The organism is Clostridium sp. UBA5988, assembly GCF_002435615.1.
Lineage (GTDB): Bacteria > Bacillota > Clostridia > Clostridiales > Clostridiaceae > Clostridium_J > Clostridium_J sulfidigenes.
Genome location: NZ_DJBA01000036.1, coordinates 51,776 through 66,343, shown reverse-complemented (window position 1 = coordinate 66,343; position 14,568 = coordinate 51,776). Strand labels below are relative to the sequence as shown.

Annotated in this window: 13 protein-coding genes, 1 pseudogene and 1 other annotated feature; of the genes and pseudogenes, 9 read left to right on the top strand and 5 right to left on the bottom strand. The window is 30.4% G+C overall.

Features of this window, described 5'->3' with window-relative positions:
* Positions 1-256: 256 nt before the first annotated feature.
* A complete protein-coding gene (gene pssA, locus B3J31_RS10315; protein ID WP_035132430.1) occupies positions 257-769 on the top strand; it encodes a CDP-diacylglycerol--serine O-phosphatidyltransferase in 513 nt (170 codons plus the stop codon).
* 62 nt (positions 770-831) lie between these two features.
* On the opposite strand, the gene cax is transcribed toward pssA, so the two are convergent.
* From cax to B3J31_RS10295, 4 genes are all read right to left on the bottom strand, one after another.
* Entirely contained in the window at positions 832-1,917 is a 1,086-nt protein-coding gene (gene cax, locus B3J31_RS10310) for a calcium/proton exchanger (RefSeq protein ID WP_346867677.1), read from the bottom strand.
* A 116-nt stretch (positions 1,918-2,033) separates the two neighbouring features.
* Entirely contained in the window at positions 2,034-2,912 is an 879-nt protein-coding gene (gene sdaAA, locus B3J31_RS10305) for an L-serine ammonia-lyase, iron-sulfur-dependent, subunit alpha (RefSeq protein WP_346867678.1), read from the bottom strand.
* A 5-nt stretch (positions 2,913-2,917) separates the two neighbouring features.
* Positions 2,918-3,598 (bottom strand): L-serine ammonia-lyase, iron-sulfur-dependent subunit beta, encoded by a 681-nt coding sequence (sdaAB, locus tag B3J31_RS10300; RefSeq protein WP_035132436.1) that lies wholly within the window; start codon positions 3,596-3,598, stop codon positions 2,918-2,920.
* 289 nt (positions 3,599-3,887) lie between these two features.
* Positions 3,888-5,543, bottom strand: a complete 1,656-nt coding sequence (locus B3J31_RS10295) for a nucleoside kinase (protein ID WP_150844054.1) — start codon at positions 5,541-5,543, stop codon at positions 3,888-3,890.
* A 226-nt stretch (positions 5,544-5,769) separates the two neighbouring features.
* On the opposite strand from B3J31_RS10295, the gene B3J31_RS10290 reads away from it, so the two are divergent.
* The 3 genes from B3J31_RS10290 to fba all read left to right on the top strand — a co-directional run bounded on the left by B3J31_RS10290 (position 5,770) and on the right by fba (position 7,939).
* A complete protein-coding gene (locus B3J31_RS10290; RefSeq protein WP_150844053.1) occupies positions 5,770-6,480 on the top strand; it encodes a YetF domain-containing protein in 711 nt (236 codons plus the stop codon).
* Between the two features lie 17 nt (positions 6,481-6,497).
* Positions 6,498-6,878, top strand: a complete 381-nt coding sequence (locus B3J31_RS10285) for a DUF4363 family protein (RefSeq protein WP_150844052.1) — start codon at positions 6,498-6,500, stop codon at positions 6,876-6,878.
* 113 nt (positions 6,879-6,991) lie between these two features.
* A complete protein-coding gene (gene fba, locus B3J31_RS10280; RefSeq protein WP_035132444.1) occupies positions 6,992-7,939 on the top strand; it encodes a class II fructose-1,6-bisphosphate aldolase in 948 nt (315 codons plus the stop codon).
* 44 nt (positions 7,940-7,983) lie between these two features.
* Here fba and B3J31_RS10275 read toward each other — a convergent pair whose 3' ends face one another.
* Positions 7,984-9,024: a nucleoid-associated protein gene (locus B3J31_RS10275; protein ID WP_346867679.1), complete on the bottom strand. Its 1,041-nt coding sequence runs from the start codon at positions 9,022-9,024 to the stop codon at positions 7,984-7,986.
* Positions 9,025-9,207: 183 nt separating this feature from the next.
* On the opposite strand from B3J31_RS10275, the gene B3J31_RS10270 reads away from it, so the two are divergent.
* From B3J31_RS10270 to leuS, 5 genes and pseudogenes are all read left to right on the top strand, one after another.
* Positions 9,208-9,756, top strand: a complete 549-nt coding sequence (locus tag B3J31_RS10270; protein WP_346867680.1) for a class IV adenylate cyclase — start codon at positions 9,208-9,210, stop codon at positions 9,754-9,756.
* On the top strand, positions 9,756-10,637 hold the full coding sequence (locus tag B3J31_RS10265; RefSeq protein ID WP_346867681.1) for a DUF5685 family protein: 882 nt from the start codon (positions 9,756-9,758) through the stop codon (positions 10,635-10,637). Before B3J31_RS10270 ends, B3J31_RS10265 begins: the two co-directional genes overlap by 1 nt.
* Positions 10,621-11,242 (top strand): annotated as a pseudogene (locus B3J31_RS10260) (J domain-containing protein). Before B3J31_RS10265 ends, B3J31_RS10260 begins: the two are co-directional and overlap by 17 nt.
* 12 nt (positions 11,243-11,254) lie before the next feature.
* Entirely contained in the window at positions 11,255-11,761 is a 507-nt protein-coding gene (locus tag B3J31_RS10255; protein ID WP_150844047.1) for a hypothetical protein, read from the top strand.
* Between the two features lie 67 nt (positions 11,762-11,828).
* Positions 11,829-12,031 (top strand) — a binding site (T-box leader).
* A 66-nt stretch (positions 12,032-12,097) separates the two neighbouring features.
* Complete coding sequence (leuS, locus tag B3J31_RS10250; protein WP_346867682.1) at positions 12,098-14,536, top strand: leucine--tRNA ligase; 2,439 nt, start codon at positions 12,098-12,100, stop codon at positions 14,534-14,536.
* Positions 14,537-14,568 lie beyond the last annotated feature (32 nt).

Genomic DNA, 14,568 nt, shown 5'->3' with positions numbered 1-14,568 from the left:
ATTCAAGCCTAGTTTCAACCTTTCCTCCTATATCATTTATAAACAATATAACTTAATTATGCCCATGAATATTATTTATAATTATATATAATACTTTATTTACCTTAATCTATATCATATTACCATTTTAAAAACCTTTTTTCAAATTTTAAAATTTATTCATACTTTTTTATATTTAACAATTAATTTTTACTTTCACTGCATATATATTTTACAATGGTAACCAAAATGTATATAATAAAATAGAGGTGATAGTGTGAATAAATCTATTATCCCAAATTCTATGACTTTGGGTAACTTAATTTGTGGAGTTTTATCAATACAATTTACTATAAATAATGATTTTACTACAGCTGGAATTTTAATCTTATTAGGAGGAATCCTTGATAGATACGATGGTACTGTAGCACGTTTTTTAAACACTCATAGTGAACTGGGAAAAGAACTTGATTCTCTAGCGGACTTAGTTTCCTTTGGCGTAGCTCCATCAATTTTAGCCTTTTCCCTATATGGATTTAGTAATTTTGGACTTTTAGGTAAAATTTTATTAGTATTATTCCCTGTGGCAGGAGCTTTTCGTTTAGCTAGATATAATTGTACAGATTTTAATAATGTTTTTACTGGCATACCTATAACTATAGCTGGTAGTTTACTAGCTGTACTTGAGATTTTTTCTACGGTAAGACCCATACCATCAATAATTCCAATGGTATTTATGACATTGCTTTCATACCTTATGGTTAGTCATTTTCAAATTAAGAAAAAATAAAATAGTAATATTAAAAGCGACTATTAAAAATAGTCGCTTTTAATATTACTCATGAATATATTCTAAACCACATAATAGTATGAAAGAGTAACCACTAAATATACTGCTATAAGTAACGCCCCTTCAAACCAATAGGTCTTACCATCTTGAAACACAAAATAAGACATTCCCATAGCTATAGACATGGTTACTATTTGAAAAGTTGAAAACAGTAGGTTTATTTGGAACCCCATAAAGGAAGAGCAAATAACTAATATAGGAATCACAAACATAGTAATTTGTATACTAGAACCTATGGCAGTTTCTAGACTAGCATCTATTTTATTTTCTAAAGCACATACTATGCTTGATGCATTTTCACCAAAGGAGCCTAAAAGTGGAATCAATATTATCCCTAAAAATTCTTGTGAAATTTTATATTCTTCAACAATGGCATTTACACCACTAACTAACCGTTCACTTATAAAATATAAAAGTATAGTTACAATTATAATTAACCCAAATACTTTTCTAGTGTCATTCTTATCCCCATTCTTAGGGAACATTTTTTTTTCATCTAATATAAATAAATTACTATGAGTATATAAGGAAAATATTAGCCCTAAAATATATACGCATATCAATACAACACCTATGATTAAACTTATTTTTTGAAAACTACCATTATCAACAATAGAGTATCTATTTAAGGCGGATACAATTATTATAGTAAACATAACTAAAAATAGCATATTTAAATTTGTACGTGCAATTATCTTATTAAATTTTTGTTCCCTATATTTTATACCACCACAAAACACTGCAATTCCTAAGCCAAGTAGCATATTTGTAATAACAGCCCCTAAGAGACCTGCCTTTGCCATGGAAATCATACCATACTTTATAGACCAAAGTCCCATCATAAGTTCTGGCACATTACCTGCTGTAGCTGAAATCAGGCCGCCTCTTTTTTCACCTATATAATCTGATATTTTTGAAGTTCCTCTTCCTAATAAAATGGCTAAAGGGATCATTACTAATGAATACATTATAACATTAATTATGTTAGAATCTATATTTATAAAAAGCAGTACAATAGAGATTAATACTATGGTTAATGTTACTACTTCTTCTTTTCCAATAAAATCTTTTTTCTTAAAGTCTTTCATATTTTCCTCCACAATATAACATAGATATATATTTACTCTATTCATTTCATAAAGAAACAGTTACACCTATATTTTTGCTAAAGGTGTAACTGTAATGAAATACTTTATTAAATTTTTTATTTATTAGAAAATACTTTTTCTTTTAACTTTTGACCACATGGAGTTACTGCAAGCCCACCTAAGGCAGTTTCTCTTAATTCACTAGGCAAGGCTCTTCCTATTTTGTACATAGATATGACTGTATCATCAAAAGGAATCTTACTCTCAACCCCTGCCATTGCCACGTCTGCCATGGTAAGGGCACTTACCGCTCCTGCTACATTTCTTTTAGCGCATGGTATCTCAACTAATCCCGCTATTGGATCACAAACTAAGCCTTCCACATTTTTTATTACCATAGCCCCTGCATCAAAGGCCATTTTAGGAGTCCCTCCCATCATTTCTACAATGGCAGCTGCAGCCATAGCAGCTGCACTACCACATTCTGCTTGACATCCACCTTCAGCACCTGCTAGAGTTGCATTTTTAGCAATTAAAATTCCAACCCCCGAAGCTGTAAATAAAGCAGTTATCATTTCATCATCAGTTTTATTTAATTTCTCCCCTGCTGTAATAATAACTGCAGGTATAATACCACAGCTCCCTGCAGTAGGTGCTGCTACTATCCTTCCCATGGCTGCATTAACCTCAGAACAAGATAATGCTCTTGCCATAGCTTTAACTATAAAATCACCACATAAGGTTTCTTTTTCTTGGAAGTACTTTCTAAGCTTAGTTGCATCACCACCTATAAGACCGCTTATAGATATAATCTCTTTATCCATAGCTTCTTGAGTTGCAGACTTCATAACTTTTAGATTTTCTCTCATCATTTCTATTAATTTTTCCCTAGAGGTTTCTGATGATTCCAGTTCCTCTCTTATAGTATATTCTGCAATGGTTATGTTCTCTTTGTCACATAATTCAATTATTTCTGTTGCCTTTGATAAAAACATTAAAGCTACTCTCCTTTCATTGGTGGTAATATTTCCTCTACATTTTTCACATTTTCTATCTTTCTTATTTTATCTACCACATGATGATTTACTATTCCATCAGTTTCAACCACCGTTGAAGCTTCTAATCCCTTAGCTTTTCTATATACATTCATTGAAGCTATATTTATATTTTCATTAAATAAAAGATTGCTAACATTATATATCATTCCTGGCACATCGAGATGAGTAATTATAATAGTTGGATATTCTCCTGTAAAATGGATGCTTTGTCCATCTAATTCGAATATAACAATATTTCCTCCTCCTATGGATGAACCTGTAACAGTGGTTTCTATACCTTTAGAATCCTTCATTACAAATTTAACTGTATTGGGATGTACATCACCTAAATCTGTTTCTTCAAAGGTAAATTTTACCCCTCTTTCTTCTGCAATAGTAAAAGATTCTTTTAATCTATAATCCCAGGGATCCATTCCTAGGATTCCTGCTACTAGTGCCCTATCTGTACCATGTCCTTTATAAGTTTTTCCAAAGGAGCCATGAAGTAAAAATTTAACTTCCCTAACATCATCTTCTGCAATCTTTGCAGCTAATTTTGCAAGTCTTGCAGCTCCTGCTGTATGTGAGCTTGAAGGTCCAATCATTATAGGACCAAGAATGTCAAACACGCTATAACTTTTCATAATTTCCTCCTATAAAATACCACTATAGAATATACTAAAATTTAATATTTCATTGACTCCTGAATTAATAGTTATTACTTAGTATATCCATTTTATATAATACCATTAGTTAAAGATTAAAAATATGTAACTTTTAAATAAGAATTATGTAAAAATATATCTATAATATTTATACCATAAAACTTATTGACAATATATATATATTTTTTCGACATAAATAGAGCTCAGTAATAATGTTTATTGTATCCCATTATTACCTAGCTCTATTTAATTGATATTCATTTTAAAATTAATATTGATAAAAACAACTTCCCCCTATAAATTCTCTAATTAAAGAATTTGTTGGAACAACATCCTTATCTACCTCTTTAAAAAAGTGTAAAAATTCTATAAGTCTTCTTGCTTCGTTGTAGACTGAACTTTCTGGTTTCACTTTATACAGCTCTTCTAATGCATATTTCTTTAAAACTGCTAACTCATATATAAGTGCTGAATTAAACATTACATCTGCATCTTCTTGATACGGAAATATATTTTTATCTTCTCCTCGTCTTATAGAACACCACATTTTCAGCGTATATTCTACATCATATCCTCTTGACAAATAATCTCTAACTATTCTTCTAATCATCCTTACATCCGTTGTTGCTATTCTATTGTGAGCATCCATATTTATTTGAGTTAAAGGACTAATATATACTTTAAATTTATGATTATGAGGAATTGAAGCTGTTAGGACTTCATTTAAGCCATGTATTCCCTCAATTACTATTACTCCCCTATCTGGAAGCTTCACTTTATTTCCTAACCACTCTCTTTTACCTGTTATAAAATTAAAGGTTGGAAGCTCAACTTCTTCTCCATTTAAAAGCATCTTTAGTTGTTCATTAAATAACTCTAAATCCAATGCAGTTATACTTTCAAAATCATATTCTCCAAATTCATCCTTTGGAGTAAGCTCTCTATCTATAAAATAGTCATCTAATGATATTGGTACTGGAATTAATCCATTAACTCTCATTTGAATTCCCAACCTCTTACAAAATGTAGTCTTTCCTGAAGATGATGGTCCAGCTATTAATATTAACTTTATATCACGATTTTTCTTTATTTTATCAGCAATATTAGCTATTTTCTTTTCGTGCAAAGCTTCTGCAACTCGTACTAAAGTCACAATATCACCATGTTCTATCTCATCATTTAAAGCACCTACATGGGCTATATCTAGTATATCTCCCCATTTCTCGGCTTCATAGAATATCTTTGCTAACTTCCTATGTTTTTCAAATCGTGGAATTTTGGTTGGCTCTTCTTGAGTTGGAAATCTTAGAATAAACCCTGGATCATAGTAAATTAAATCAAAACATTTTAGTATATCTGTATTAGGTATCATTGGTCCATAAAAATAACCAATTTCTTCACCCAACTTATAAATTATTATGCTGCTCTCATTTACATTTTTAAAAACACTAACCTTATCATCCATGCCAGCTTCTCTAAATAAATCTATAGCATCTTCCTTACTATAATTTTTCTTTTCAATTTCCATGTTAGCATCTACTATCTCAAGCATTCTATTTTTTATGGCATATACATCATCTATGCTTAGATGTATGTCTTTATATATTTCACCAAATAATCCTTTGCTTAAAGAATGTTCTATTGTTATTTTACTATCTGGAAATAAATCCTTGGTAGCTTTTATTAAAACAAATTGCAAACTTCTTATATAGCACAGCATTCCTTGTTTATCTGTAATATCAACAAATTCTATATGACAATCCTTCTCAAGAACAGTTGATAACTCCCTAAGTTTACCGTCCACTTTAACCAAAACTATAGGTACTTTATTGTCATGTCCATATCTTTTTATCAAATTATAACACGTTATTCCTCTATGAACTTCTATGATTCTTTCTTCTATTCTTATCTTAATTTTATCCATACTCTCACCTCTATTATAATTATTTAGTTATAATATATTATTTCCTAATCTCTTAATTAACTAATAAAATCATAATCCTAATAAAATTTAAACTTAAATTATATTATATATTTGTATTACTTATTATATTACATAATTGTAAATATGAAACTAGCAAATCACAAATAATTTATTATATTCTGTGCATACTATATTTAGCATTATATTAGAAATATAGGTGATATTTATGTTTATACTTATAATTAGAACAGTTATACTATATGTTTATTTAATTTTCATTATGCGAGTTATGGGTAAAAGACAGCTTGGACAGTTAGAACCTGTAGATTTTGTAGTTGCACTAATGATTTCTGAACTTGCAACTCTCCCTATGGGCGATAACCGAATTCCGCTAATATATGCTATAGTTCCTATAACTACTTTAGTTTTTCTTCAAGTAATGACTTCCTTTTTAGAACTTAAAAGTGAACACATTCGCTCTATTCTAAACGGTCAACCTAGTATACTTATAAAAGACGGACTAGTAAATGTGAAGGAATTAAAGCAAGTTAGATATAATCTTGATGACCTTTTAGGTGAGCTTAGACAAAATGGTTATTTTAATTTACAAGAAATACATTATGCAATTTTAGAAACTGATGGTTCTCTATCTATTGTTCCTTACAAAGACTATGAACCACCTACAAGGGAAGATTTTAATATAAAAGTAGAAGATGAGCCTCTTCCCATTCCCGTAATATTAGATGGTGTTATAAACAAGGCCAATCTTAAGTCTATTAAAAAAGATAATTATTGGTTAGAAGAAAAACTAGCTAAAAATAATATTAAAAACTATAAAGATGTGCTCATTGCAATAGTTTATTCAAATAACCAAAAATTCTACTTTCAACTTAAAAATCAAACTACTAATGAGGGTGATAATGAAAAAGAGAGTTAAGGAGGAGTTCCTATACAATGAAAAACATGATAGCAACATGCATCATCTTCTTTCTAATGATATTCATTCTTTTTTTTGCCAGCAAATATATAGTATTAACTTGTGATAAGCTTTTAGATGTTTCATCAGAAATAGAAGAAAACATAGTAAATGATAATTGGGATGAAAGCTATATGTTGTCTTTTGAATTGTTAAACATCTATGAAGGACACGTGGCAAACTTAACTTTATTTTTAAATCATACAGACTTTGATAACATTTATAGTGAAGTTATAAAACTTAGTCAATATTCCAAATGTAAAAATAAAGATGAAGCTCTTTCATCTATTCATGTTGTAAAAACTCTAATTAACCAAGTAAAAGAATTAGAATCTATATCAATAGGAAATATTTTTTGATAAGTTTTTGGTTACGATTTCAAAATGTGGTTTTCTATATAGCATTTAACTAAAGATTGAACTATAATAAAATTATAGACTTAATCTTATAAATAGAAGGGTGGAATAATGTTATGGCATTAGTAACTACTAAAGAAATGTTTAAAAAGGCTTTTGAAGGCAAATATGCTATAGGAGCTTTTAATATTAACAATATGGAGATAATTCAGGGAATTGTAGATGGAGCTAAAGCTCAAAACTCTGCTGTAATACTTCAATGCTCTAGTGGAGCTATAAAATATATGAGACCAGCTTATTTAAGACATATGGTACTTGCTGCTGTTGAAGAAAGTGGAGTTGATGTAGCTCTTCACCTAGACCACGGCGATTCTTTTGAACTTTGTAAAGAGTGTATAGACAATGGATTTACCTCTGTTATGTTTGATGGTTCTCACTATGATTATGAAGAAAACGTAAGACTTACAAAAGAAGTTGTAGAATATGCTCATGCTCATGGAGTTGTTGTAGAAGCTGAACTAGGTAAACTTGCTGGAGTTGAAGATGATGTAAATGTATCTGCTAAAGATGCTACTTACACTGATCCAGACCAAGCAGTTGACTTTGTTAAGAGAACTGGTGTTGATTCATTAGCAATAGCTATTGGAACAAGCCACGGTGCATACAAATTTAAAGGCGAAGCTAAACTTGACTTTGAAAGACTTGAAACAATAACAAGAAAATTAGAAGAAGTTGGTTTTGAAAAATATCCAATAGTTCTTCACGGTGCTTCTGCTGTAGATCCAAAGTATGTTGAAATGTGCAATGAAAATGGTGGAGACATAAAAGGTGCTAAGGGAGTACCTGTAGAAATGCTAAGAAAAGCTTCATCTATGGCTGTTTGCAAAATTAACATGGATACAGACCTAAGACTTTGTGTTACAGGTTCTTGTAGAAAAGTATTTGCAGATAAACCAAGTGAGTTTGACCCAAGAAAATATCTTGGAGTAGCAAGAACTAATCTGCAGCAATTAGTAGAAGATAAAATTACAACGGTTTTAGGTTCAATAGACTCAATGAAATAAGATAAAAAAAACATGGACTTTTATTCCATGTTTTTTTATTTTATCTACTTTTCAGTATAATTGATAATATGTTTTATTTTCATATTAATACTACCATCCCCCACTCTTTCAATTTCGAATCTATTAATATCATTATAAGCTTCTTCTGATATATATAAATCTATATCTTTATCTATTTTTAGCCTAACTCTCTTCAATTTCTTTTCTACCCACTGCTTATCTAAATCTACAGTTTCACTTACTCCACTTTCAATTGCAAAGGTTCTAAAGTTTTCTTTTAGAGACTGATTTTCTTTAAAAACTTCTTCTGCAAAATTATTCAAGTCTATAGAATCTTCTTCTCTGAGCCTCTTCTTAACTTCTCTACGTACTGTTTCTTGTCCTTCTGCATTTTCACTAAGGGCATTTTGAGTCCATTTTTCTGCTACTTTCAAAAACTGCTTTGTCTTATCTCTTTCATTTTCTACTATAGTACAGCCTAAATAATTATCTATAAAATAATTAGCTCCATATTCTTTATTTTCTTTATTGCTTTTACTTTGCTTATCAATTACTAATAAATCATAGGGATTATCACTAGCCATAGCCTTAATAAATGCACACTTTTGTATCCTTGAACTACTTGAAGGTAGTCCTGTAAATTGAGGTATTATATCTATTCCAATCTTTCCGTCTACAAATTCTACATTGTGCATATAATTTTTAATATAGTCCATCTTAAATATACCTATAAATGCTCCATACTCTGTAGTAAAGGATACAGTAAGCAAATCACAGGAAGGTATGCTCCCCTTTGATCTCATCAAGATAAACATCTGACTAGCTAACTCCTTAGATACATTGGTTAGATTGTTTTCTCCATTCAAATATTCTTGACATACTTCCTTTACAATGTTTCTCTCCTTATTAAAAATAGCATATTTAAGTTCCTCATCCTTTAAACATCTTTGAATGTGTTTAAAAATAAAAGTATACACCTCTTCTGTTAATTCTAAGGGATACTCATTTAAAACTGGCTCATCGGAATTGTTATCTAAAATATGAATAATAGCTTCATTTATATTAATTTCATTTATATACTCCATCACTTACCTCCATAAATTTTAGTATACATATCTTTATGTATATTTACTATTCTAGTATATCTACTATAGATTTTTAACAGTATAAGAATAATTATATATTTTTTTTTAACAATATCAATAAAATTTGTTATAATCTTAAACATAAGGTATAATGTCATCATTAAAGAAAAAGGGGTGCTATCCTTGGAAGAAATGGAAACAAGAATCTTAAAGATAGATGTAGATGAAATAAAATCTAAACTTAACAGTCTAGGCTGTGATAAAGTTAAGGATGAAAATCAAGTTAATAACCTCTATGATTTTCCAGATAGAAGACTGCTAAGTAAAAAAGGGTATGCTAGAATTAGAATAGTGGAAGATAATTTAAATAATATAATAATAAATTATATGACTACAAAAAAACTTCTAAGCCAAGAAAAGTATAAGGTTATGGAAGAAAATGAAATTGTTATAGACAATAGCACCATTGGAAGTCAAATCTTCACCTCCCTTGGTCTTGAACTAGTAGAATCAATAAAAAAACATAGAGAAAGTTATAAATATAAGAATTCTCTTATTGAAATTGATATAAATGATAAGAGCTTTTGTCCCTTTCCTTATTTAGAAATAGAATCAACGGATGAGGAAGAAATAAAAGAAATTGTAGCTTTACTTGGATATACTATGGAGGATACCACCTCTAAAACAATCTTTGAAATATTAAATGGAGAAGGATCAGTAAAAGGAGTATAATGTTTGGTTATGTAACACCCTATAAAATGGAATTAAAAATTAAAGACTATGAAATGTTCAAAGCTTACTATTGTGGGTTATGTATATCTATAAAAAATAATTTTTCTAATTTATGCAGAATGACTTTAAATTATGATATGACTTTTTTAGGTATACTTTTGGATAGTTTAGAATACAGTAAACATAAGTATGTAGTTACTAAATGTATAGCTCATCCTATGAAAAAAAAGCCTAAGGTTATAGATAATAGAGCTTTAGATTATGCTGCCTTTTGTAACGTGTCTCTAGTATACTACAAATTATTAGATGATTATAATGATGATAATTCTCTAAGTAAAAAGTTTATTTCCATGTACATAAAAAAATTTATAAATAAATCTAAAGAGGACTTATCTCCAATTTTAGTTAATATAGAAGAAAATATAAAGAAGTTAAGCTTCCTTGAGAAATCCGGAGAAATCATATCTATTGATGAACTCAGTGACCCTTTTGCATCTTTAACAGCTTTTATAGTATCTTACTATTATAAAGATGAGACCTTTTATAATGAACTATATGATTTAGGTTATAATCTAGGGAGATGGATTTATATAATAGATGCCTTTGATGACTTAAAGGAAGATATGGAAAAACATAAATTTAACGCCATTAACAAAGCCTTCAATGTTGAAAACCTACCCTATGAAGACTTAATTATTAAAGAGGGCAATAGAATAGAATTTAACTTAATAATGAGTGCAAATTCTACTTCTGAAGCTTTAGATAAACTTCCGATAAATAAAAATAAAGACTTACTATTTAATATATTACAACTAGGACTTATGAATAAAATCGAAACTATAAAATCAAGGAGTGACAAGAAACATGAAAAATCCTTATGAAGTACTTGGAGTTAAAGAAAATGCCTCTCAAGATGAAATCAAAAGAGCCTATAGAGAGCTAGTAAAACAGTATCATCCAGACAAGTATGTTGATAATCCACTAAAAGATTTAGCAGAGGAAAAACTTAGAGAAATAAACGAAGCTTATGATACATTAAGCAAAAAAAGTAATTTTAACAATAGCTCCTCTAACTATGGAAATACTTCTTCAAACTATGGTGGAAGTTCTAATAGCTATAATGATCCCAATCTTCAATCTGTTAGATTGGATATTAATAGAGGAAATATTGGTGGTGCAGAAGCAAAACTTAATGCCATAACTAATAGAACTGCTGAATGGAACTTTTTAATGGGGGTTGTTCACCTTAGAAAAGGCTGGTATGACAGCGCAAATAATTTAATAAATACAGCTTGCAGAATGGATCCTAATAACTTTGAATATAGACAAATGCTTAATCAATTAAACCATACACAGAATACCTATAGAAGTAACTATTATGGACAAAGAAATAGCTCTAATGATGTGTGTAGCATCTGCTTTAAAATTTGGGCACTAGATACATGTTGTGAATGTATGGGTGGAGATTGTATTTAGCTGTTGTTAAAAGGAGGTTACTATGAAAGAAAATAAGGCTTCTAATATAGCAAAGGGCGGTATGCTTATTGCTTTGACTCTTATTATCTTGTATGCCGCTAATTTTATTACCTTTAACACTTTATTCTTATTAGGCTTAACTTCAGCACTTATTCCCCTGGGAATACTTATTGCTGATATGAAAACTACTTTATTAGTATATTTAGGCTCCTCTGTATTAGCTTATTTCATAATCCCAGACAAAACTCTTTGTCTTTTTTATGCGCTAATCTTTGGTCCCTATGGCATAGTAAAATTTTTTATAGAACAAAAAAGAAATACACCTATAGAAATCATATTAAAACTAGTTTATTTTAACGTGATAACCTTTATAGCATTTCTTTTATATAAACAATTATTTATGGCTACTATTCAAATGCAATACCCTTTAATAATTATATTTATAGGTGGTAATGTAGCCTTCTTTATATTTGACTATGTTCTTACGGTATTCATAAATAGTGTGAGAACTAAAAAATTTAAATTTTAGGGATATAATATTCAAATCCCTTGACATTTACTTCACTCTTAATGTATAATTTTTAAAAACTTAATTATTTATTGCAGTGATAAGGAGTAGTAATATAATTACTTATTTGAAGAGAGCTACAGCTTGGTGTAATGTAGTAATAAGCTTATATGAACTTGCCTGGGAGCTTACTTGTTAAAAGCAAGTACGGATTTAACCGTTATATTATCAAGGGAGACCTTTATGGTCTAAATAGAGTGGTACCGCGGAATTATAGTTTTCGTCTCTTTCATAAGAGATGAAAGCTTTTTTTTATTTAAAATAATAATTGATATTTATCAAACAAGGAGGATTACTATGGCTAGATATGGAACTGCTACTGATAAAAAATGGCAGGAAAAATGGGAAGAAACAAACCTATATAAATTCGATGAAAACAATATGGATAAAAAATTGTACGTTCTTGAAATGTTCTCATACCCTTCAGGAAGCCAATTACATGCAGGACACTGGTTTAACTACGGACCAGTAGATTCATGGGCTAGAATGAAGAGAATGCAAGGATATAATGTATTCCAACCAATGGGCTTTGATGCTTTTGGTCTTCCAGCAGAAAACTTTGCAATTAAAACTGGGATACATCCTAAAGACTCTACTGATAAAAATATTGAAACTATGGAAAAACAACTTAAAGCAATGGGTGCAATGTTCAACTGGGAAAATGAAGTTGTTACTTGTAGACCAGATTATTATAAGTGGACCCAATGGTTATTCCTAAAATTGTATGAAAAAGGTCTTGCTTACAGAAAAAATGCTCCAGTAAACTGGTGCCCTAGCTGTAACACAGTACTTGCAAATGAGCAAGTTGTAGAAGGTCATTGTGAACGATGTGAAAGTGAAGTAACAAAGAAAAACTTAACTCAATGGTTCCTTAAAATCACAGACTATGCAGATGAGCTTTTAGAAAAACTTGATGGTCTTGATTGGCCAGAAAAAACTAAAGCTATGCAAAAACACTGGATTGGAAGATCAACTGGTTCAGAAGTAACTTTTAAAGTTAAGGATTCTAATATTGAATTCAACACATTTACCACAAGAGTTGATACTTTATTTGGAGTTAGCTACGTTGTTCTTGCTCCTGAAAATGAATTAGTTGAAAAGCTTACTACAGAAGAAAATAAGGCTGCTATTGAAGCTTATAAAGAAACATCTGCAAAGCAAAGTGATATAGAAAGACAATCTATCTCTAGAGAAAAAACAGGAGTATTCACTGGTTCCTATGCTATAAATCCTATAAATGGCCGTGAGATTCCAATATGGGTTGGAGACTATGTACTTAATACTTATGGTACAGGTGCAGTAATGGCAGTTCCAGCTCATGATGACCGTGATTATACTTTTGCACAAAAATATAATCTTCCAATAGAGAGAGTTATAGAAGGTGGAGATGCTCTTCCATTTACTGAATATGGCCCAATGATAAATAGTGGAAAATTTGATGGTCTTAAGGGAGAAGAAGCTAAGGATGCAGTGGTTGCAGAGCTTGAAAAGTTAGGTCTTGGTAAAAAACAAGTTAACTACAGACTACGTGACTGGTTAGTTTCTAGACAAAGATATTGGGGTGCTCCAATTCCAATGATTCATTGTGATAAGTGTGGAACTGTTCCAGTGCCAGAAGCTCAATTACCTGTAGAACTTCCATACAATGTAGAATTTGCACCAGATGGAAAATCTCCTCTTGCAAAATCTGAAGACTTTATAAATGTAACTTGTCCTAAGTGTGGAGGTGCTGCGCACCGTGATGAAGATACTTTAGATACCTTTGTATGTTCATCTTTCTATTATTTGAGATATGCAGATAACAAAAATAGTGAAAAGGCATTTGATAGTGAAATAATAAATAAGATGCTTCCAGTAGATAAATATGTAGGTGGTCCTGAACATGCTTGTATGCACCTTCTATATGCAAGATTTATCACTAAGGCTCTTAGAGATATGGGACTTCTAAACTTTGATGAACCATTCCTATCATTAACTCACCAAGGCTTAATCCTAGGACCAGATGGACAGAAAATGAGTAAGTCTAAAGGTAATACAATATCTCCTGATGACTACATCAAAGAATATGGCTCTGACGTATTTAGAATGTACCTAATGTTTGGATTTGGATACACTGATGGCGGAGCTTGGAGTGATGATGGATTAAAATCTATTGGTAGATTTGTAGATAGAATAGAAAGAATTCTTGAAGCATCAATTTCAGAAATTAACTGTAACAAGTCTTCTAAAAATGTAATAGAAGCACCTGAAAAAGAGCTTAACTATTGGAGACACTTTGCAATTAGAGGTGTTAGTGAGGATGCTGAAAAGCTTCAATTCAACACTGCCATTGCAAGACTTATGGAGTTTACCAATGCTCTTAATAAGTATCTAAATGAAGCTGTTAAAAATACAGACTTCTTAAAAGAAGTATTAGTTGATTATATTAAGCTTTTAGCTCCTTTTGCTCCTCACTTCAGTGAAGAACAATGGGAAAACCTTGGGATGGGTTACTCAGTATTTAATGAAAAATGGCCGGAATTTAATCCAGCTGCTTTAGTTAAAGATGAAGTAGAAATTGCTATTCAAATTAATGGTAAAATTAAAGCAAAAATAAATGTTGCAACTTCTTCTTCTGAGGATGAAATAAAAGAAGCATCTTTAAATGATGAAACAATAAAATCTAACCTTGAAGGAAAAACTGTAAGAAAAGTTATAGTTATTAAAGGTAGACTTGTAAATATAGTAGCTAATTAATCACAGAAATAAGGAATAGATTGCTTCCTGCT

What these genes read in the sequence shown, in the direction of transcription:
- B3J31_RS10295 (WP_150844054.1), bottom strand. Translation starts at nt 5,543, where the DNA reads ATGGATAAAATTAAGATAAGAATAGAAGAAAGAATCATAGAAGTTCAT.
- B3J31_RS10265 (WP_346867681.1), top strand. Translation starts at nt 9,756, where the DNA reads ATGTTTGGTTATGTAACACCCTATAAAATGGAATTAAAAATTAAAGAC.
- B3J31_RS10290 (WP_150844053.1), top strand. Translation starts at nt 5,770, where the DNA reads ATGTTTATACTTATAATTAGAACAGTTATACTATATGTTTATTTAATT.
- leuS (WP_346867682.1), top strand. Translation starts at nt 12,098, where the DNA reads ATGGCTAGATATGGAACTGCTACTGATAAAAAATGGCAGGAAAAATGG.
- B3J31_RS10285 (WP_150844052.1), top strand. Translation starts at nt 6,498, where the DNA reads ATGAAAAACATGATAGCAACATGCATCATCTTCTTTCTAATGATATTC.
- fba (WP_035132444.1), top strand. Translation starts at nt 6,992, where the DNA reads ATGGCATTAGTAACTACTAAAGAAATGTTTAAAAAGGCTTTTGAAGGC.
- cax (WP_346867677.1), bottom strand. Translation starts at nt 1,917, where the DNA reads ATGAAAGACTTTAAGAAAAAAGATTTTATTGGAAAAGAAGAAGTAGTA.
- sdaAB (WP_035132436.1), bottom strand. Translation starts at nt 3,598, where the DNA reads ATGAAAAGTTATAGCGTGTTTGACATTCTTGGTCCTATAATGATTGGA.
- B3J31_RS10275 (WP_346867679.1), bottom strand. Translation starts at nt 9,024, where the DNA reads ATGGAGTATATAAATGAAATTAATATAAATGAAGCTATTATTCATATT.
- sdaAA (WP_346867678.1), bottom strand. Translation starts at nt 2,912, where the DNA reads ATGTTTTTATCAAAGGCAACAGAAATAATTGAATTATGTGACAAAGAG.
- B3J31_RS10255 (WP_150844047.1), top strand. Translation starts at nt 11,255, where the DNA reads ATGAAAGAAAATAAGGCTTCTAATATAGCAAAGGGCGGTATGCTTATT.